We start from the raw sequence: 17,564 nt of genomic DNA, 5'->3' as shown, positions 1-17,564 counted from the left end.
GCCAAAAGTCTACGGATGCGCGTAGCGTCGGGTCCTTGCTCACCCGGCCATGATGGCGTGAGTAAGGCGCGACGGTAAGCCGCCGTTCGAGCGGTGGATCGGGGAGACGGCGTCATGCACGCGAGGGGCTTCGGGGCGGCACGCGTGTCGGTGCCGGTCATCGGCCAGGGCACGTGGCGAATCGACGGCGCCGACCGCGCAGAAGCGGTGCGAGCCCTGCGCGCGGGCGTCGATGCAGGCATGACCCATATCGACACGGCCGAAATGTACGGCGAGGCCGAAGCCATGGTCGCCGAGGCCATTTCCGATTGTCGGGAGGAGATCTTCCTCGTCTCGAAGGTGGTGCCCAGCAATGCAACACGCCGGGGCGTAGTGCGGGCCTGCGAAGCATCGCTCCGCCGCCTGCGGACCGACCGGATCGATTGCTACCTGTTGCATTGGCCGGGAAGCCACCCACTGGCCGAGACGGTGGCGGGGTTCGAGGATCTCCGTCGCGACGGCAAGATCCTGTCCTGGGGCGTCAGCAATTTCGACGTCGATGATCTGGAGCGGCTGCTCGCCATCGCGGGGCCGGACCGCATCGCCTGCAATCAGGTCTATTATTGCCCCACAGAGCGGGCCATCGAGCATGCGGTGCTCCCCTGGTGCACGGCTCACGGCGTCGCGCTCGTCGGCTATTCCCCGTTCGGCAGCGGCGACTTTCCCGAGCCCGCGAGCCCGGGCGGACGCGTCTTGCAGAGCATCGCCGACGCGCATGGCACCTCGCCCTACGCGATCGTGCTCGCCTTCCTGCTGCGCCTGCCGAACACCTTCACCATCCCCAAGACGGTGCGGGCTGAACGCGCCGTCGAGAACGCAGCGGCGGCCGAGATCCGTCTCGACCCCGCCGAGATCGCCCTGATCGAAAGCCATTTTCCGCGCGGTCCCAGGCCGCGCGTGCTCCCGATGCTCTAGGCCGGATCAGTCGTTGATGCCGAACAACTTCTCGAAGAAGTTCGGTTCGGCGCGCTGTTGCCGCTGGCGGCGAACGGGGGCCTCAGGCTGAGGCGCGGGGGTCAGACCGTCGATGATCTGGCCGATCACGTCGGCCGGTCCCGCATTCGCGACCGAGGCAGTCGTCTCCGGCGCCCGGCGCCAGCGATTGATGTTGGGCAGCGGCACCGGGTTCTGGCCCTTTAGGGCCTGCGCCATGTAGGTCTTCCAGACTTCCGCAGGCAGGTTGCCGCCCGTCACCTTCTTGGTCAGCTCGCCATCGTCGTTGCCGAGCCAGACACCCGTGACGAGGCTGCCCGAGAAGCCGATGAACCACGCGTCGCGGTAATCCTGGGTGGTGCCGGTCTTGCCGGCGAGGTCCCACCCCGGAATGTCGGCCTTCTTGGCGGTGCCGCTGACGAAGGTCTCATGCATCATGGCGTTCATCATGCCGTCGGCATCTGGACTCATGACCCGGCCGAGCCCGCTCTCGGTGCGCTTGTAAAGGAACTTGCCGTCCGACCCCTTCACCGACGCGACCACGTAGGGAATGACGCCCATGCCGCCATTCGCGAAGGCGCCGTAGGCTCCCACCATTTCCAGAAGCGTCACCTCCGAAGTGCCGAGGGCGATGGAGCCGTTGGCCTGCAACGCCGAGGTGATCCCGAGCTTCTGGGCGGTCTGCACGACGGCTTTGGGGCCAACCTCCTGGCCGAGGCGGACCGCGACGGTGTTCAGCGAATGGGCCAGGGCCGAGCGGAGGGTGACGGCACCTTCGTAACGGTGCGAGTAATTTTCCGGCGCCCAATTGCCGATCTTGATCGGCGCATCCTCACGCACCGTGTCGGGCGTCGCCCCGCGCTCGACGGCGGCGAGGTAGACGAAGGGTTTGAACGATGAGCCAGGCTGGCGCTTTGCAGTGGTCGCCCGGTTGAACTGGCTCTGCGCGTAGTCGCGGCCACCGATCAGCGCGCGGATCGCCCCGTCCGGACGCATCGAGACCAGGGCGCCCTGGCCGACGTTGAAGCGCGAGCCCTGCTTGTTCAACTCATCGACGAGCGACCGCTCGGCCGTGGCCTGCAGCGAAGGATCCACCGTGGTCTGCACGGTGATATCGCTTTCGAACTTGCCGACGTAATCGTCGAGCACGTCCATCACGAGGTCGGCGACGTAGTTGGCGGACCCGCCGCCGCGCACGCTCGCGGGCCTCGCGGGCTGGGCCAGGGCGACCTTCACGTCCTGGGGCGCGGCGAAGCCGAGTTCCTGCATCGCCGCCAGCACCTGGGCTGCACGGGCCTGGGCTGCGGGCAGGTTGCGGTTCGGCGCCAGCCGCGACGGTGCCTGGACGAGGCCGCCGAGCATCGCGGCCTGCGCGAGGCTGACATCCTTGGCAGGCTTGCCGAAGTAACGCTGTGCCGCCGCCTCCACGCCATAAGCGCCCGCGCCGAAATAGACGCGGTTGAGGTAGAGCTCGAGTATCTCGTCCTTGGTGTATTTGTGCTCGAGCCAGAGGGCGAGGATCGCCTCCTGGATCTTGCGGGACGCCGTGCGCTCCTGCGTGAGGAACAGGTTCTTGGCGAGCTGTTGCGTCAGGGTCGAGCCGCCCTGGGCCACGCCCCGCCGGGTCAGGTTCTGGCCGATGGCTCGGACGATGCCGACGGGGTCGATCCCCATATGACTGTAGAAGCGCCGGTCCTCGATCGCCACGAAGGCGCGCGGCAGGTAAGGCGGCAATTCCTTGATCGAGACCACACGTCCGCCCGTCTCGCCCCGGTTGGCGAGGAGCGTGCCGTCGCTCGCCAGAATGGCGATGTTCGGCGGACGCTTCGGCACGGAGAGCTGGTCAATCGGCGGAAGTTGCGAGGCGTGATAGGCGATCAGCCCGGCAAGACCGATCACGGCCCACAGGCCGAGCACCACGCCCCCATAGACGATGCGGCCGAGCCACGAGCGGCGGCGCTTCTGGCTCCGCCCGCCGCCCCGGCCGGACGAGCCCCTGCCCCCGGACGAACCGCGGGACGAAGAGGATCGCTTGCCCGTCTGCTTGCTCACGCGACCCTCGCTCCCTGTGTCGCCGCCGCCCGCCCGGTCCTCCCGGGAGAGGCGCAGGTCGAGGTCGCCGCGTCGTCCGGGCCGCCCTTCTGGCACGTCGAAATTCGGCTCGGCCCTGCCACGCTTCTGAGCCATCGACACCCGCTACGAAGCTCGCTTGCCCGCGCACGAGGCCGCGCAACCCGAGGTCGAAACGACATCGCGGCGGCCCTTCGGACGCATTCTGAGACGATGTAAATGCGGCGGTTTAAGGGGCCGTTAAGGGAGCCGAACGCTTTGCAAAAAGCCTCTGATTTTATGGCTCGAGGCAATATTCGGCGGACGGCCCCTGGTTTCCACGTAGGTCCATCCGTATGGTGCCGCGCGTTTCAGAGGGGGAGATCGATCTGGTGCGGGCAGCAATCCTCGTCGCGGCGGCAGCCATCGGTCTCGGGAGCTTTCCCGCGCTGGCCGAGATCAAGCTGGATACGGTGAACACCGTCCCCTGTGCCGAAGAAGGTGGCGTCTGTAAGATGCCCTACCCCACCAACGTCTATTTCGGCGTGCCCGGGAAAACCAATGGCCGCCCGTTCCAGCAGGGCGGTTCGGTGCCATGCAACGTCCAGAGCTTCGGTGACCCCGCTCCCAACCAGCGCAAGACCTGCTGGTACGCGCCCCGCCTGACCGAGAGCGGTGGCGTCGGCCGCTATCGCAACGACGACCGTGGCCGTGACGATGGCCGCTACCGTCGCAATGATCGGGACGATGACCGGCCCCGCGATGTCTACCGTTCGCGCGACGGCTATCGCGACGAGGATCGCCCCCGCCGCGACTACGACCGGGATTATGATCGCCCTCGCCGTTCCTATGACGATGACGGGGCGGTCCGCCGCCGCTATCGCAGTGTGCCGGACGATGAGTGATCCGGCCGCGATGCCGGACCGGCGCTGAGCGAGGCACGACATGTCCGAGGAACGGCGCGGTTCCTATCGCCGCAATGCCTTCACCTTCGGCACCGTCGAAGGTGAAGACGGCGAGATCGACTGTCTCGTCTGGGATGTGACACAGGCGGGCGCGCTGATCGAGATCGAACGATCGGTCGATCTGCCGGAGCAGGTCCGAGTGCGCCTCACGCCGGAGACGGCGATGCGCGAGGCGAATGTGGCTTGGCAGCGCGGCAAGCGGGCGGGGCTGACATTCGTCTCGTCGTGATTCAATCCCGGCGCCGCCCGCTCCTGCGGTCCCTCGTCATGCGGGTCGGGGCGTAGAAATCGTCCGGTTTCGTGCGCACCCATTCCACGAAGCGCGCGAGTTCCGGATCGGCCCGCAACGCATCGATATCGGCAAGGCGCCGGGCGATCTCGGCCTCGCTGTAGCGGGCATGGATCGCCGAGTGGCAGACCTGATGCAGCCGCACCGTGCCGCGATGCGTCCCGCCCTTCAGCTTGGGCGTCAGGTGATGGAGGCTCGATTTCGCCCCGTGCGGGATCGGCCGCTCGCAGAGCGGGCAGATGACCGGTGGCGCGGCCTGGGGGCCGTGCGTTGTCGGGTCGTCGTCGCGCCATAGGCGGTCGCGTCTGCCCAAGTCATTTGCTCCGTGATGGATCTGGCAGGCGAGTACAGGGCGCTGTCACTGGGCTCCGTGCGGCGGCATTGACAAGACAAGGCAAACCTCGGAGGTTCGAACCGTTCCGAGGGGGGCCCGTAAGGGGCTGAGATTGGGCGTAAATGCCCTGACCCTTGAACCTGATCCGGTTCGTACCGGCGGAGGGACAGGAACTCTGCGGCTTCTTCGGCGAGGCTGCACCTTTCCCTATCGTCGTCGCGCAATTGGACCGCTCCAGCGCCAGGAGAGGCCAGATGAACGCACCCGTGCTGCCCAAGGATGTGAAGGGAAGTCCCGAGACCGTGACCACAGGTCCGGTCACCGGCTCGCGCAAGGTCTACGCGCCGGTCGCAGGCCGCGAGGATATCCGCGTCCCCTTCCGAGAGATCGTGCTGACCGATCCGAAGGAAGCTCCGGTGCGGGTCTACGACCCGTCTGGTCCCTACACCGAGACCGACGCCCGCATCGATCTCGCCGCCGGTCTTCCGCAGGTCCGTGCCCCGTGGATCGAGGCGCGTGGCTACGAGGCGGCGACGCCCCGCGAAGTGAAGCCCGAGGATAACGGCTTCGCCTCCGCCGACAAGCTTGTCGCCCCCTGCCCCGCCGAGCGCGTGCTGCGCAAGGCGTCACCCGGCCAGATGGTGACGCAGTACGAGTTCGCGCGCGCCGGCATCATCACCGAGGAGATGATCTACGTCGCGCACCGCGAGAATCTCTGCCGCGAGCAAATGCTGGAGCGCGCCGAGGCAGCCCTCGCCGACGGCCAGAATTTCGGTGCCTCGGTGCCGCCCTTCATCACGCCGGAATTCGTTCGGGATGAGGTGGCGCGCGGTCGGGCCATCATCCCGGCCAATATCAACCACACCGAACTCGAGCCGATGGCCATCGGCCGCAACTTCCTCGTGAAGATCAATGCCAATATCGGCAACTCGGCCGTGACCTCTTCGGCCGCCGAGGAAGTCGAGAAGCTGGTCTGGTCGATCCGCTGGGGTGCGGACACGGTGATGGACCTCTCCACCGGCCGCAACATCCACAACATCCGTTCCTGGATCATTCGCAACTCGCCCGTGCCGATCGGGACCGTGCCGATCTATCAGGCCCTTGAGAAGGTCGGCGGCGATCCGCTCAAGCTCGATTGGGAGGTCTTCAAGGACACGCTCATCGAGCAGGCCGAGCAGGGGGTCGATTACTTCACGATCCATGCGGGCGTGCGCCTAGCCCATGTGCCGCTCACCGCGCGCCGTGTGACCGGCATCGTCTCCCGCGGCGGCTCGATCATGGCGCGCTGGTGCCTCGCCGGGCACCGGGAATCGTTCCTCTACGAGCGGTTCGACGAGATCTGCGACATCATGCGGGCCTACGACGTGTCGTTCTCGCTGGGAGACGGCCTGCGCCCCGGCTCGATCGCCGACGCCAACGACGCCGCACAATTCGCCGAGCTGGAGACGCTGGGCGAACTCACCAAGATCGCCTGGGACAAGGGCTGTCAGGTGATGATCGAGGGCCCCGGCCACGTGCCGATGCACAAGATCAAGGTGAACATGGAGAAGCAGCTTCGCGAATGCGGCGAGGCGCCTTTCTACACCCTTGGCCCGCTGACGACGGACGTGGCCCCCGGCTACGACCACATCACTTCCGGTATCGGCGCGGCGATGATCGGCTGGTTCGGCACGGCAATGCTCTGCTACGTCACCCCGAAAGAGCATCTCGGCCTGCCGGACCGCGACGACGTGAAGGTCGGCGTGATCACCTACAAGATCGCCGCCCATGCCGCCGACCTCGCCAAGGGCCACCCCGCCGCGCAGCTGCGTGACGATGCCCTCAGCCGAGCCCGGTTCGACTTCCGCTGGGAAGATCAGTTCAATCTGAGCCTCGATCCGGATACGGCCCGCGCCTACCACGACGAGACCCTGCCCAAGGATGCCCACAAGGTCGCGCATTTCTGCTCGATGTGCGGGCCGAAGTTCTGCTCGATGAAGATCACGCAGGATCTTCGCGCCGAGGTGCTGGCGATGGAAGAGGCGGGTCAGGTCATCGGCCAAGCTCCCGCCATGTCCAAGGCCGAGGCGGAGGCCGGGATGCGCGAGAAGTCTCGCGAATTCCTGGCCGAGGGCGGCAAGCTCTACGTCGACGCGGCGGAGTGAGAATAGTCGGCGCGCTCGTCACGTGACGGGCGCGCCGCACCGGCAATTGACGGTTTTCGTGGCAAAAAACAATCCAGCGCGGCTGCGATAGCGCGGATTTGAGGGTTGTTAGTAACCCGATATTCATCGCGAGTCCTAAACCCGCTGTCGAAGACTGGCGCGGCACGGGGGAATTAAGCCCCGCTTAATGCGACAGGCGCGTAATCCGTCCATCACAGGATCGTAGGAGCCTGTCATGGACGTTCGTAGTGTTACCAGTCCGGCCTCCGGACCGCAGGGCCTCGAAGCCCTCGGCGCCACCGCCGCCCCTCAGCCCCGCGAGCCCGAGACGCCGTCTAAGGCGCTCGAACCAGCGGTGAAGCTCGATATCGGCACGAGTTCGCGGGAGACGCGGTTCATCCGCGACACCGATACCCGTGCCATTGTCTTTCAGGTCGTGGACCCCGGATCCGGGGACGTTCTGGCGCAGCTGCCGAGCGAAACGGCGCTGCGCAACCGCGCCTATGCGAATGCCGGCACGCAAAATACCGCGAACGGCAACGTCACCCGCGTGGCCTGAACCCGTTCAGGCCGTCCTCGCCGTCACCGGTGAGGCGGTGACGGCGTTGCGGCGCTTGTCGCGCAGCTTGGTCAGGGTTCGAATCGCTACAAGCGCGATGCGTGCGAGGCGGATCTGCCGCGGCAACTGGCGCGGGCCGATCGGGCTATAGGCGAGTCGTGGGCTGGCCTTTTCGGCCTCGGAGATGGCGTGGCCGAGGGGAAGGCTAGCGATGCGCGCGGTATCCGCCTGTGACAGGCCGAGCCATTCGGCCCAGGCGCTTTCGCGCGCGAGGGCACCGGTCGCGTGCATCTGCCGGAATTTCGCCCGCCACAGATAGCGGCGCACGCACCGGGGGAATGTCTCCATCCGCGCGTCGCAAAGGGCGTCTGGCTCTTCGCAGCGGGATCGGATCGTGTCAGCGACACCGCCCGGCGCCCGGCCGGTGAGGCGCGCGGAGATCGTCACGCACACATCCGTCGCGTGCCGCACGCGTTTGCCGTGCGCGATGAGCCTCGCGATGAAGGCGCCATCCTCCCCAAGGGGAATCTCCGGCATGCCGCCGACGGCCAGATACGCATCGCGGGTGACCGCCAGCGTTGCGCCGATGGTGGTGCGGTGGCAGGGCCAGGGATCGTGCGGATCGGGGTCGATCCGCGCCTCGGCTTCGGTGATGAGGGCGTCGTAGATATCCTCCAGGCGACCCCGCGCGTGCAGCATATCCGGCAGGAGCTTGCCCTCCTCCACGTCGAGTTCCACGCGGCCCGCGACGGCATCCGCCCCGGCGGCAATGGCTGCCTGTGTGCGCGCCACCCAGTTCGGCGGGACCCGGCTGTCGGCATCCGTCGAGAGGATCGCTCCGCCGGCTTCGCCGAGCCACGCGGCGGCGGCATCCATGGCCTTGCGGCGCGCCCATCCGGCATGGGCGCCGGAAAAGTCCTCATTCAGCACCTTCACCGGCACCGAGAGGGTCGGGACCAGACCTGCAACGATCGACTCGGTCCCGTCCATGCAATTGTTCAGGAACAGTACCACCCCCAATGAGCCAGGGCTCAGGCCTTCCTGCGCATCCAGAGCGCGCAGGCAAGCGGCGATCCGCTCGGCCTCGTTTCGCACCGGAACCGCGACCACGGCGGTGGGATTCGACATCGGACTCGTCTCGTCAGCGCCGACCATGGCGCGCGTCCGCTTATCCTCCGGGCGACCTGAACGGGAACCGAAAGCCGCAGGTCAGAGCGTCTTTTCGACCAAACCCTCGATCCATTCGGGCTGCGTTTCCCCGACGGAACGGCCAACCTCCGTCTCGCCCTTGAAGGCGATGAGGGTGCTCTGCATCCGGGCCTTGAAGCCCTTCAGCACGTCCTTGCGGCTGTCGAAATCGATGTCAAAGACTTGAAGGTCCTTGAAGCGCGGATCCTTCGTGAGCTTCGCGATGACGGGCTTCTGCGCCTTGCAGATCGGGCACCAGGGCGCGCTGACCTCAATGAGGATCGGCTTGCCCGCCTTCTGGGCGGCGTCGAAGGCAGCTTGCTCGAACGGCACCGGATCGGCCGCCATGGCGGGGGAGATCGACAGGGCAAGCCAAGCGACGGCGAGGATCTGGCGGCGTGTGGTCATCGGCGTTTCCGTGGACTCTCGTAGTCCTGCCTCGATCCTACACGCGAGGATGGACGATACGCATCGCCATCACGCCGCACCCGTGGGGCCTGCCTTCTCCTCCTCGGCCAAGTCAGCGATGTCGTCGGCCGTCACATCCTCCATCACCTTCCGGATGCGCAGGGCACGGGTCGGCTGACCCACGCGCATGACGAGAACGATCGTCTCCATGTCCGGGCATCCCGGATCGGCGCAGGCGATCTCGTTGACCGACAGGGAATCATCCGGACCGAGCCCGAGCGCCGGGGCGATCTCGCCCTTCAGGCGGGCGGCCAGGGCCGAACGTTCTGCGGATCGGGCACGCCACGCCTTGAGGCTCACGAAGGCCATCGGATCCTCCCGCGCGGCTCGTTTGAACGCGTCGCGCTTGAAACAATGTTACGTCCTGTCCGTCAAATCAGGCCCGCGTGAGCCACGGATTCGAGGGCAATTTTCCGTTTTCCCCCACTGCTTGCGGCCGTTCGGAAGGTTGTCTTGCAACAAACCGGCCCGTCGCCCGTAATGCACTGCGGGTCCGCTGGTAGAGGCGGATAGTCCGGGGTCTGTAGCGGGAGAATCGGTGTCTTGCGACACTGGCGGGATGGGCCGGGCGACCGGCGCAATTATCATCACGGCAATCTCAAAGAGGCTTTGGTCGAGGCCGCGCGGCGCTTTATCGCCGAGCGCGGCATCGGGGGCTTCACCCTGGTCGAAGCTGCCCGCCTCGTCGGTGTAACGCCCGCTGCGCTGTATCGGCACTTCCGGGGGCGTGAGGCGCTGCTTGAAGAATTAGCTGGACGGGGCTTCAACGAACTGGCGAGCCGCCTCGCACGCGCCCTCACCTCGCGTGGGACGCCGCTTGAGCGCTTCACCCGCATGGGTGAGGTCTACCTCGCCTTCGCCGAGGAAGAGCCCGCCTATTACGCGGCGATCTTCGAAACACGTGGCATCCATGCGGCGGAGATGCCGGAGGGTCGGCCGAGCCCGTTCGATCTGCTTGTCGAAGCGCTGCAGGCGACGTTCACAGATGGGTTCGGTGGGGTGACGCCGCGATTCATCGCCCTCGAAGTGTGGGCGCTCGCCCATGGGCTGGCGACCCTTTCGGCCGCCGGGCATCTGCCCACCGGCCCGGGTATTCCCGACAAATATGAGCTACTGCGCGCAGGCGTTCTCGCCCTGGTGCACGGGGCGACGAGGCGCGAATAGGAGCCGAACTCGGCTGCCCTTGAAAGCCCCGACTCCCATCCGCATGTTAACGCTGTTCACATGAGATGCGGAGCTTGCCCGTGAACACGACCTCGACACCTCCCTATGCCACCGGCCGTTCTTGCCGGACTGGTCCATTTCCCCGCCGCTCGATCGAGATCGGCGCCATCGTCCTCGGTTTCGTCTACTGGTGGCCGGTGGGACTCGCGCTGCTCGCGTGGAAGCTGACGGGCTATCCGGCCGTCGGTGAAATGCGAGATGCGGCCCGTCGCAACTTCGGCACCTGGGACGAGGCGCGTCCCGTGTCGCGCTTCGCTCGTGCCTTCGAGGCCGCCAATCGCGGCACCGGAAACGCGGCTTTCGATGAGTATCGCCGCGCCGAACTCGATCGCCTCGAAGCCCAGCGCCGCGCTCTCGAAGAGGAGAGCCGCGCCTTCACCGCCTTCGTGGAGGAGCTGAAGCGCGCCAAGGACCGCGAGCAGTTCGACGCCTTCATGGCCCAGCGCCGTGCCGGCGGCCAGGAAGGCCCGCGAAACGTTTGAGTCCACAGGCCGCTCACCCCTCTCCCCGCCCGCGGGGAGAGGGAATGGTGCCGATCCCGTTGCGCCCGCTCTCCGCCTCCGGCAATGCTCACGCCGGGACGCTTGAGGGAGAGAGAATGTCGGGCGGGCGAGTCACAGTGGTCGATCACCCGCTGGTGCAGCACAAGCTCACCCTGATGCGGGATAAGGATCGCTCGACGCAGGGCTTTCGCCGCCTGCTCAACGAGATCGGCATGCTGCTCGCCTATGAGGTGACGCGGGATCTCCCCCTTGAAGACATCGCTATCGAGACGCCCATCGGCCCCATGTCCGGCCGCCAGATACAGGGCAAGAAGCTCGTCCTCGCCCCGATTCTGCGGGCGGGCGTCGGATTTCTCGATGGAATGCTGTCACTCGTGCCTTCCGCACGGGTGGCCCATGTCGGGCTTTATCGTGACCCCGAGACGCTCGAAGCCGTCGAGTATTACTTCAAGGCGCCGTCCGATCTCGCCGACCGCACCGTGCTGGTGCTCGATCCGATGCTGGCCACGGCCAATTCGGCGGTCGCGGCCCTCGACCGGCTGAAGGCGCGCGGCGCTGTCGACCTTCGCTTCGTCTGCCTGCTTGCGGCGCCGGAGGGACTGGCCCGGCTTGCGGCAGCTCATCCCGACGTGCCGGTCTGGACGGCTTCCATCGACAGCCACCTCAACGAGCATGGCTACATCGTGCCCGGCCTCGGCGATGCCGGCGACCGTATGTACGGCACACGCTGATCCGGCCTTGCCGGAAAGCTTATCGCCGACACTTATCTCCCCGATTTCTCGGAGACCTGACATGGCCAGCGCCACCCTGCCCGAAACCATGCGCCGGATCCGCTACGACGGTAAGGGCGGCCCGGAGATCATCGCCGTCGAGACGGCGCCCGTTCCGCAGCCGGGGCCGGGCCAGGTGCTGATTGAGGTCGTCGCGGCGGGCGTGAACCGGCCGGATGTCGCTCAGCGCGCGGGCAGCTACCCGCCGCCGCCCGGCGCAACCGAGATCCCCGGCCTTGAGGTGGCGGGGCGCATCGCCGTTCTTGGCGAGGGTGTGCAGGGCTTGTCCGTGGGTGATGAGGTCTGCGCCCTGGTCATCAGCGGCGGCTATGCCGAATTCGCCGTGGCCGAGGCGGGCCATTGCCTTCCGCGCCCTGCCGCGATCTCGCTCGTCGATGCGGGTGGCCTGCCGGAGACGTTTTTCACGGTCTATTCCAACGTAATCCAGCGCGGACGCCTGTCCGAGGGCGAAAGTTTCCTCGTTCATGGCGGATCGAGCGGCATCGGCGCGACGGCGATCCAGATGGCGAAGCTATTCGGCGCTACAGTCTATGCCACGGCTGGCTCGGCCGAGAAGTGCCGCTTCTGCGAGGAACTGGGGGCCAAAGCCGCCATCGACTACAAGCAAGCCGACTTCGCCGAGGAGATCCAGCGGCTCACTGACAAGCGCGGCGTCGATGTGATCCTCGACATGATCGGCGCCAGCTATCTGCAGCGCAATCTCAAGTCGCTCGCCCGGGACGGCCGCCTCGTGATGATCGCCCTGATGGGTGGCTACAAGGTCGATGGCCTGAACATCACGCCGATCATGACCAATCGTCTGACATTCACCGGATCGACGCTGCGTCCGCGCTCGAAAGAGGACAAGGCCGCGATCGCTGCCGGACTGCGCAAGGACGTGTGGCCGCATCTCGAAAGCGGGCGCATTCGCACGGTGACGCACGCCACCTTCCCGCTGGAGCGCGCCCGCGAGGCGCACGAGATGATGGAATCGAGCGCCCATCTCGGGAAGATCATTCTGACCACCGGCCGCTGAGGTTTGCGGCGACCGGAACTCCCTCCCCGCCCTCGCGTTGCCGAGCGACAACATTTTGAAGTTGCCGACGGCGTCGCGAGCGCGTCGCGTAACGTGAGCGAGGGATCCCGATGGTCGAAAAACTCACCCCCACGGAGAGCCGCCAGGGCCAGCGTGGCAAGCCGGTGCTTTATGTGCTCCTCGGCAGCCTCGCGCTGCTCGCGGTCGCCACGATCGGTCTGCTGACGTGGAACGGCGCGAATTCGCCGAAGGATTGGGCTTCGCAGAGCCAGGACGCTTCGCGCAAGGAGATCACTGGCTCCGTGACCGGCACATCCAGCCCGTCCTCCGGCAACGCGACGTCGGTGCCGAGCGATAACCCGGCCTATCCGCAGCCCGCGCAGAAGGGTGCGAACGGCGAAGCCAAGTAAAATTGGACGTAACAACGGCTCTCGCGATCTGAAGATCGCGGGGGCCGTTGCTGTTCGGCTCAGCGCGTCGGAACGGGGTTTACGCCTCGGTAATCGTAGAAGCCGCGCTTGGTCTTTCGCCCGAGCCAGCCAGCCTCGACATACTTCACCAGAAGCGGGCACGGCCGGTACTTCGAATCGGCCAGACCCTCATAGAGGACCTGCATCACCGAAAGGCAGGTATCAAGGCCGATGAAATCCGCCAATTGCAGCGGCCCCATCGGATGGTTGGCGCCGAGCTTCATGGCGGTGTCGATGGATTCGACCGAGCCCACGCCCTCGTAAAGCGTATAGATCGCCTCATTGATCATCGGCAGCAGAATGCGGTTGACGATGAAGGCCGGGAAATCCTCCGACATCGTCGCCGTCTTGCCGAGCTTGCCGATGAAGCCCTTGGCCGATTCGTAGGTCTGATCTTCCGTCGCGATGCCGCGAATCAGCTCCACGAGCTGCATCACCGGCACCGGGTTCATGAAGTGGATGCCGATGAACCGCTCGGGCCGGTCGGTGGCCGCCGCGAGGCGGGTAATCGAAATGGACGAGGTGTTGGTCGCCACCATCGTGTCCGGACCGAGCACCGGACAGAGGCTCGTGAAGATGTCCCGCTTGGTCGCCTCGTTCTCCGTGGCGGCCTCGATCACCAGATCACAGGGCGCCAAGCCCGCAAAGGTGTCGATCGAGGTGATGCGCTCGCGGGCGGAGCGGCTATCCGTCTCCTCCATGGCACCCTTCGACACGAGACGGGCATATCCCTTCTCGATCGAATCGATACCGTTGGCGAGGCGCGCCGGGTCACGATCATTGATGAAGACGTCGAGGCCGGCTGCAGCACACACCTGCGCGATGCCGCTTCCCATCTGGCCCGCGCCGATGATGCCGACCCGCTTGATCTCGATGCCCATCTGAAGACCTTGCCCCCGATCCGTGCCTGCTCCGCCGACGGCTCGCGGCTTCGCCGAGAGCACTGAGGCGGCACGTTGAATTCAATGCCGTCTCAGCTTTCTAGACCATTCGCAAGGGATGAAGGAACCCAGGGAAGGCGTGCAGTGCAATAATCCGTTCCGCACGTCGCTCGGAGGGCCCGTGCAGAACGCTGGTGCCTAGATCGGCCCTTACTTGGCCTTGGCGATCTCTGACTGGAAATCGGGCACGACCTGGAAGAGGTCGCCCACTAGCCCGTAATCGGCCACCTGGAAGATCGGCGCGTCCTCATCCTTGTTGATGGCGACGATGACCTTCGAGTCCTTCATTCCGGCGAGGTGCTGGATCGCCCCCGAAATGCCGACCGCCACGTAGAGATCGGGCGCGACGACCTTGCCGGTCTGGCCGACCTGCCAATCGTTGGGGGCGTAGCCCGCGTCCACCGCAGCGCGCGACGCGCCCACGGCCGCGCCGAGCGTATCGGCCAGGGGTTCGATCAGCTCCTTGAACTTGTCGGCTGAGCCGAGCGAGCGTCCGCCGGACACGATGATCTTCGCCGAGGCCAGTTCCGGACGGTCGGACTTTGCGATCTCTTCGCTCTTGAAAGTCGAGCCCGCAGCCGGGGTCGAGGCCGAGATCGGCTCGACGGCAGCGGCCGAACCGCCCTCGCCCGCCGCCTTGAAGGCGGCCGTGCGGACGGTGATCACTCGCTTCGGCCCGGGGGCCTGAACGGTCTGGATGGCATTGCCCGCGTAGATCGGGCGCTCGAACGTGTCGGCCGAGACGACCTTGATGATGTCCGACACCTGGGCGACGTCGAGCAGCGCAGCGACGCGTGGCAGGACGTTCTTGCCGGTGGTGGAAGCCGCCGCAACGATGGTGTCGTAGGGCTCGGCCACGGACTGGATCAGGGCCGAAACCGGCTCGGCGAGATCGTGGTCGTAGGCGCCGTCCTCGGCCACCAGCACCTTTTCGATGCCTTCGAGCTTGGCGGCGGCCTCAGCGGCGGCCTTCGCGCTGCTGCCTGCCACCAGGGCGTGCACAGGGCCGCCCATCTGGTTGGCGGCCGAGAGCGCCTTCAGCGTCCCGTCCTTGATCCGTCCGTCGGCATGCTCGACGTAAAGAAGCGTGGTCATGTGCGGAAAATCTCCCTTGCGTGGAAGCCGCGCTCGACCCTCAGAGGGAGCGCGGCTCGGCGTGACGTGAGGGTCAGATGACGCCGGCTTCGATCTTGAGCTTCTGCACCAGTTCGGCGGGCGAACCCACCTTCACACCGGCGGAGCGGCCCGGAGGCTCGGCGGTCTTCAGCACCGACAGCTTCGGCGTCACGTCGACGCCGAGAGCCTCGGGGGACTGTTCGTCCAGCGGCTTCTTCTTCGCCTTCATGATGTTCGGCAGCGACGCATAGCGCGGCTCGTTGAGGCGCAGGTCGGTCGTGACGATGGCCGGCATCTGCAGCGCGACGGTCTGGAGGCCGCCATCGACCTCACGGGTCACGTCGATCGTGCCCTCGCCCATTTCGAGCTTGAAGGCGAAGGTGCCCTGCGGCCAGCCGAGAAGGGCGGCGAGCATCTGGCCGGTTTGGTTCGAATCGTCGTCGATGGCCTGCTTGCCGAGGATGACGAGCTGCGGGCTCTCCTTCTCGACAACCGCCTTCAAAAGCTTGGCGACGGCCAGCGGCTCGCAATTCACGTCGGTCTTCACGAGGATCGCACGATCCGCGCCCATGGCGAGGGCGGTGCGCAGGGTCTCCTGCGCCTGCTGCGGGCCGATCGACACCGCGACGATCTCGGTCGCCTTGCCCTTTTCCTTCAGCCGGATCGCCTCTTCCACGGCGATCTCATCGAAGGGGTTCATCGACATCTTAACGTTCGCCAGGCTCCACGCCGGAGCCGTCCGCCTTCACGCGGATCTTCACGTTGTAGTCGACCACCCGCTTGACGGGCACCAAAACCTTCATGAGGATTGTATCCTTCCCGCTGTTTTTCTTGGTGGACGGGGATTGGTGCGGCGCTGAGCGCGCGCGACGGCCTCCCCGCGAAAGGCGGGCGGACCGTAACGGCCACATTTCTGCCTTGTCAACGCGGCGCGGCGGAGCAGCACTGATCCGCCGCGATAACGTCAGCGGTTCGCGCCGGGCACCCAGAGAACGTCGTCGGCGCCGTTGTTGTTCGCCGCGCGGCTCGCCACGAACAGGAAGTCCGACAAGCGGTTCAGGTACTGGATCGCCTCGGGGGATACGACCTCACCTTCGGTCCCGGCGAGGTGAACCGCGAGCCGCTCGGCCCGGCGGCAGACGGTGCGCGCGAGGTGTAGATAGGCCGCGCAGGGCGAGCCGCCCGGCAGAACGAAGGACTTGATCGGCGGGATCGTTGCGTTCAGCGCGTCGATATCCCGCTCAAGCCGCTCGACCTGCGAGGCCACGATCCGCAGGGGCTCGTAGGGCAGCGGCTCCGGCCCCTCGGGCGTCGCGAGGTCGGCGCCGAGATCGAACAGGTCGTTCTGAACGGCGCTCAACATGCGGTCGAGATGTTCGTCCGCATGCAACCGGGCGAGACCGATGCAGGAATTCGTCTCGTCCACGGTGCCGTAGGTTTCGACCCGCAGGTCGGCCTTCGACCGGCGCTGGCCATCGGCCAGGGCAGTGGTGCCCTTGTCGCCGGTGCGGGTGTAGATCCGGTTCAGCTTGACCAAGGGGTGCTCCCGCCCGTCCCCCGGCGGAGCGGCCGGAGGCTCTTAGAAAGTGTAGCCGATCTTGCCGCCGTAGTTCGTCAGGCCGCGGTTGTTGGCGCAGAGGCCCGCGTTGGACATGTGCTCGACGGTGGCCATGATGCTCCAGTGCTCCGTAAGGCGATAGCCGAGAGCGGCGGCCTCACGGAAGAGCGGCGAGCAGCCGAGGGTGTTGAAACCGTAGGGCGTCCCCGCCTTCGGGCCGGTGTAGCCGTTATGCGCGGCGCCGCCGAAGAAGCCGTCGATGAACACCTTGCGGCCCAGCGTCTCCGGGAAGACCTCGATGGTCCAGGTTGCGCCCAGATAGGCGTAGCTGGTGCGGCCACCGGTGTTGTAGCTGCCGCCGATGGTCGCCCGCGGGATGAAGGCCTGCCAGAAGGAATCCTGAAACACGATCGGCTTGGCGAACAGGATTTCGCCGTTGATGTTCTCTTTCGAGAAGCCGCGCGCCTTGCCCTCGGCACTGCCGGGATCCTGCACCGCGCCGCCGATACGGATTTCCGAGACGATGCTGAGCGGCTGGACCGGGGGCGCGTAGTAGGACGGCGCCGGGGCGCTACGGAGGTCCGCAGCGGAGGCGGGTGCCAGGGCCGAAGCCGTGGCGAGGCCGGCAAGGAGGGCGCGGAAGGTGGCGGTCATGCGGGCTCGGTCGACAACGAAGCTACTGTTCGCCGCGAGCGTATCACGGAGCTGAGCCGTTGGGCCGCGCTTCATCCGTCACAATTTTGAAAACCGGCGCCTGCGGCACGTCGGTCACAGTGTAGGTTAGGCGGACCGCCACCAGACCACGCCCATGATCAGAACGATGGCGACGAACTGAAGCAGAACGCGCAAGCGCATCAGTCTTTGGGAGACGCTTGCACTGCCGCCGCGCATCATGTTCGCGAGGCCAAGCAAGAGAACGACGGCCACGGCGAGGCAGGCGACGAGGACGAGGCTATTGGACGACATCGCAAAGGGTCC

Annotated in this window: 20 protein-coding genes, 1 pseudogene and 1 riboswitch; of the genes and pseudogenes, 10 read left to right on the top strand and 11 right to left on the bottom strand. The window is 66.3% G+C overall.

Going from position 1 to position 17,564, the window contains the following annotated elements; all coding sequences use genetic code 11:
- Positions 1–114 precede the first annotated feature (114 nt).
- Entirely contained in the window at positions 115–954 is an 840-nt protein-coding gene (locus ACFQE0_RS15000; RefSeq protein ID WP_378970998.1) for an aldo/keto reductase, read from the top strand.
- 6 nt (positions 955–960) lie between these two features.
- Here ACFQE0_RS15000 and ACFQE0_RS14995 read toward each other — a convergent pair whose 3' ends face one another.
- The gene (locus ACFQE0_RS14995) at positions 961–3,159 is read right to left on the bottom strand and encodes a transglycosylase domain-containing protein (RefSeq protein ID WP_378970996.1); all 2,199 of its coding nucleotides are present in this window, start codon (positions 3,157–3,159) and stop codon (positions 961–963) included.
- 254 nt (positions 3,160–3,413) lie between these two features.
- Between ACFQE0_RS14995 and ACFQE0_RS14990 the strand changes: the two genes are divergently transcribed.
- Both ACFQE0_RS14990 and ACFQE0_RS14985 read left to right on the top strand, forming a co-directional pair.
- Entirely contained in the window at positions 3,414–3,926 is a 513-nt protein-coding gene (locus tag ACFQE0_RS14990) for a hypothetical protein (RefSeq protein WP_378970994.1), read from the top strand.
- Positions 3,927–3,966: 40 nt separating this feature from the next.
- On the top strand, positions 3,967–4,215 hold the full coding sequence (locus ACFQE0_RS14985; RefSeq protein ID WP_378970992.1) for a PilZ domain-containing protein: 249 nt from the start codon (positions 3,967–3,969) through the stop codon (positions 4,213–4,215).
- A 1-nt stretch (position 4,216) separates the two neighbouring features.
- On the opposite strand, the gene ACFQE0_RS14980 is transcribed toward ACFQE0_RS14985, so the two are convergent.
- Complete coding sequence (locus ACFQE0_RS14980; RefSeq protein ID WP_378970990.1) at positions 4,217–4,588, bottom strand: HNH endonuclease family protein; 372 nt, start codon at positions 4,586–4,588, stop codon at positions 4,217–4,219.
- Between the two features lie 99 nt (positions 4,589–4,687).
- A riboswitch (TPP riboswitch) is annotated at positions 4,688–4,793 on the top strand.
- 70 nt (positions 4,794–4,863) lie between these two features.
- Here ACFQE0_RS14980 and thiC point away from each other — a divergent pair.
- Positions 4,864–6,753, top strand: coding sequence for a phosphomethylpyrimidine synthase ThiC (thiC, locus tag ACFQE0_RS14975; protein ID WP_378970988.1), 1,890 nt, complete (start codon positions 4,864–4,866; stop codon positions 6,751–6,753).
- 235 nt (positions 6,754–6,988) lie between these two features.
- The gene (locus tag ACFQE0_RS14970; RefSeq protein WP_378970986.1) at positions 6,989–7,312 is read left to right on the top strand and encodes a hypothetical protein; all 324 of its coding nucleotides are present in this window, start codon (positions 6,989–6,991) and stop codon (positions 7,310–7,312) included.
- Positions 7,313–7,318: 6 nt separating this feature from the next.
- Here ACFQE0_RS14970 and ACFQE0_RS14965 read toward each other — a convergent pair whose 3' ends face one another.
- From ACFQE0_RS14965 to ACFQE0_RS14955, 3 genes are all read right to left on the bottom strand, one after another.
- Positions 7,319–8,440 (bottom strand): glycosyltransferase family 2 protein, encoded by a 1,122-nt coding sequence (locus ACFQE0_RS14965; protein WP_378970984.1) that lies wholly within the window; start codon positions 8,438–8,440, stop codon positions 7,319–7,321.
- 81 nt (positions 8,441–8,521) lie between these two features.
- Positions 8,522–8,908, bottom strand: coding sequence for a thioredoxin family protein (locus ACFQE0_RS14960; RefSeq protein WP_378970982.1), 387 nt, complete (start codon positions 8,906–8,908; stop codon positions 8,522–8,524).
- A 69-nt stretch (positions 8,909–8,977) separates the two neighbouring features.
- Positions 8,978–9,277, bottom strand: coding sequence for a hypothetical protein (locus ACFQE0_RS14955; RefSeq protein WP_378970980.1), 300 nt, complete (start codon positions 9,275–9,277; stop codon positions 8,978–8,980).
- 234 nt (positions 9,278–9,511) lie between these two features.
- Here ACFQE0_RS14955 and ACFQE0_RS14950 point away from each other — a divergent pair, with 234 nt between their 5' ends.
- The 5 genes from ACFQE0_RS14950 to ACFQE0_RS14930 all read left to right on the top strand — a co-directional run bounded on the left by ACFQE0_RS14950 (position 9,512) and on the right by ACFQE0_RS14930 (position 12,911).
- On the top strand, positions 9,512–10,132 hold the full coding sequence (locus ACFQE0_RS14950; RefSeq protein WP_378970978.1) for a TetR/AcrR family transcriptional regulator: 621 nt from the start codon (positions 9,512–9,514) through the stop codon (positions 10,130–10,132).
- Positions 10,133–10,212: 80 nt separating this feature from the next.
- Positions 10,213–10,674: a DUF2852 domain-containing protein gene (locus tag ACFQE0_RS14945; RefSeq protein WP_378970976.1), complete on the top strand. Its 462-nt coding sequence runs from the start codon at positions 10,213–10,215 to the stop codon at positions 10,672–10,674.
- Positions 10,675–10,790: 116 nt separating this feature from the next.
- A complete protein-coding gene (gene upp / locus ACFQE0_RS14940) occupies positions 10,791–11,426 on the top strand; it encodes a uracil phosphoribosyltransferase (protein WP_378970974.1) in 636 nt (211 codons plus the stop codon).
- A gap of 61 nt (positions 11,427–11,487) precedes the next feature.
- Positions 11,488–12,501 (top strand): NAD(P)H-quinone oxidoreductase, encoded by a 1,014-nt coding sequence (locus ACFQE0_RS14935; RefSeq protein ID WP_378970972.1) that lies wholly within the window; start codon positions 11,488–11,490, stop codon positions 12,499–12,501.
- Between the two features lie 110 nt (positions 12,502–12,611).
- Positions 12,612–12,911, top strand: coding sequence for a hypothetical protein (locus ACFQE0_RS14930; RefSeq protein ID WP_378970970.1), 300 nt, complete (start codon positions 12,612–12,614; stop codon positions 12,909–12,911).
- A 59-nt stretch (positions 12,912–12,970) separates the two neighbouring features.
- Here the strand turns inward: ACFQE0_RS14930 and ACFQE0_RS14925 are convergent, their stop codons facing one another.
- From ACFQE0_RS14925 to ACFQE0_RS14900, 6 genes and pseudogenes are all read right to left on the bottom strand, one after another.
- Positions 12,971–13,852 (bottom strand): 3-hydroxybutyryl-CoA dehydrogenase, encoded by an 882-nt coding sequence (locus ACFQE0_RS14925; RefSeq protein ID WP_378970968.1) that lies wholly within the window; start codon positions 13,850–13,852, stop codon positions 12,971–12,973.
- Positions 13,853–14,062: 210 nt separating this feature from the next.
- Positions 14,063–15,007, bottom strand: coding sequence for an electron transfer flavoprotein subunit alpha/FixB family protein (locus ACFQE0_RS14920; protein ID WP_378970965.1), 945 nt, complete (start codon positions 15,005–15,007; stop codon positions 14,063–14,065).
- 73 nt (positions 15,008–15,080) lie between these two features.
- Positions 15,081–15,831, bottom strand: a pseudogene (locus tag ACFQE0_RS14915) (electron transfer flavoprotein subunit beta/FixA family protein).
- 161 nt (positions 15,832–15,992) lie between these two features.
- Positions 15,993–16,565, bottom strand: coding sequence for a cob(I)yrinic acid a,c-diamide adenosyltransferase (locus tag ACFQE0_RS14910; protein ID WP_378970963.1), 573 nt, complete (start codon positions 16,563–16,565; stop codon positions 15,993–15,995).
- A gap of 42 nt (positions 16,566–16,607) precedes the next feature.
- A complete protein-coding gene (locus ACFQE0_RS14905) occupies positions 16,608–17,240 on the bottom strand; it encodes an acyloxyacyl hydrolase (RefSeq protein ID WP_378970960.1) in 633 nt (210 codons plus the stop codon).
- A gap of 126 nt (positions 17,241–17,366) precedes the next feature.
- Positions 17,367–17,552 (bottom strand): twin transmembrane helix small protein, encoded by a 186-nt coding sequence (locus ACFQE0_RS14900; protein WP_378970958.1) that lies wholly within the window; start codon positions 17,550–17,552, stop codon positions 17,367–17,369.
- Between the last annotated feature and the right edge of the window lie 12 nt (positions 17,553–17,564).

Origin of the sequence: Methylobacterium komagatae (genome assembly GCF_042661665.1) — a bacterium.
In the GTDB taxonomy this organism is placed as follows: Bacteria; Pseudomonadota; Alphaproteobacteria; order Rhizobiales; family Beijerinckiaceae; genus Methylobacterium; species Methylobacterium komagatae.
Note: the sequence above shows the minus strand (reverse complement) of the source record. Positions and strands in the feature narration are given on the sequence as shown.

Excerpts from the sequence above, each read along its gene's own strand:
- ACFQE0_RS14900 (WP_378970958.1), bottom strand. The coding sequence starts at position 17,552 with ATGTCGTCCAATAGCCTCGTCCTCGTCGCCTGCCTCGCCGTGGCCGTC.
- ACFQE0_RS14960 (WP_378970982.1), bottom strand. The coding sequence starts at position 8,908 with ATGACCACACGCCGCCAGATCCTCGCCGTCGCTTGGCTTGCCCTGTCG.
- ACFQE0_RS14955 (WP_378970980.1), bottom strand. The coding sequence starts at position 9,277 with ATGGCCTTCGTGAGCCTCAAGGCGTGGCGTGCCCGATCCGCAGAACGT.
- upp (WP_378970974.1), top strand. The coding sequence starts at position 10,791 with ATGTCGGGCGGGCGAGTCACAGTGGTCGATCACCCGCTGGTGCAGCAC.
- ACFQE0_RS14985 (WP_378970992.1), top strand. The coding sequence starts at position 3,967 with ATGTCCGAGGAACGGCGCGGTTCCTATCGCCGCAATGCCTTCACCTTC.
- ACFQE0_RS14905 (WP_378970960.1), bottom strand. The coding sequence starts at position 17,240 with ATGACCGCCACCTTCCGCGCCCTCCTTGCCGGCCTCGCCACGGCTTCG.
- thiC (WP_378970988.1), top strand. The coding sequence starts at position 4,864 with ATGAACGCACCCGTGCTGCCCAAGGATGTGAAGGGAAGTCCCGAGACC.
- ACFQE0_RS15000 (WP_378970998.1), top strand. The coding sequence starts at position 115 with ATGCACGCGAGGGGCTTCGGGGCGGCACGCGTGTCGGTGCCGGTCATC.
- ACFQE0_RS14970 (WP_378970986.1), top strand. The coding sequence starts at position 6,989 with ATGGACGTTCGTAGTGTTACCAGTCCGGCCTCCGGACCGCAGGGCCTC.
- ACFQE0_RS14995 (WP_378970996.1), bottom strand. The coding sequence starts at position 3,159 with ATGGCTCAGAAGCGTGGCAGGGCCGAGCCGAATTTCGACGTGCCAGAA.
- ACFQE0_RS14925 (WP_378970968.1), bottom strand. The coding sequence starts at position 13,852 with ATGGGCATCGAGATCAAGCGGGTCGGCATCATCGGCGCGGGCCAGATG.
- ACFQE0_RS14965 (WP_378970984.1), bottom strand. The coding sequence starts at position 8,440 with ATGTCGAATCCCACCGCCGTGGTCGCGGTTCCGGTGCGAAACGAGGCC.
- ACFQE0_RS14920 (WP_378970965.1), bottom strand. The coding sequence starts at position 15,007 with ATGACCACGCTTCTTTACGTCGAGCATGCCGACGGACGGATCAAGGAC.
- ACFQE0_RS14935 (WP_378970972.1), top strand. The coding sequence starts at position 11,488 with ATGGCCAGCGCCACCCTGCCCGAAACCATGCGCCGGATCCGCTACGAC.
- ACFQE0_RS14930 (WP_378970970.1), top strand. The coding sequence starts at position 12,612 with ATGGTCGAAAAACTCACCCCCACGGAGAGCCGCCAGGGCCAGCGTGGC.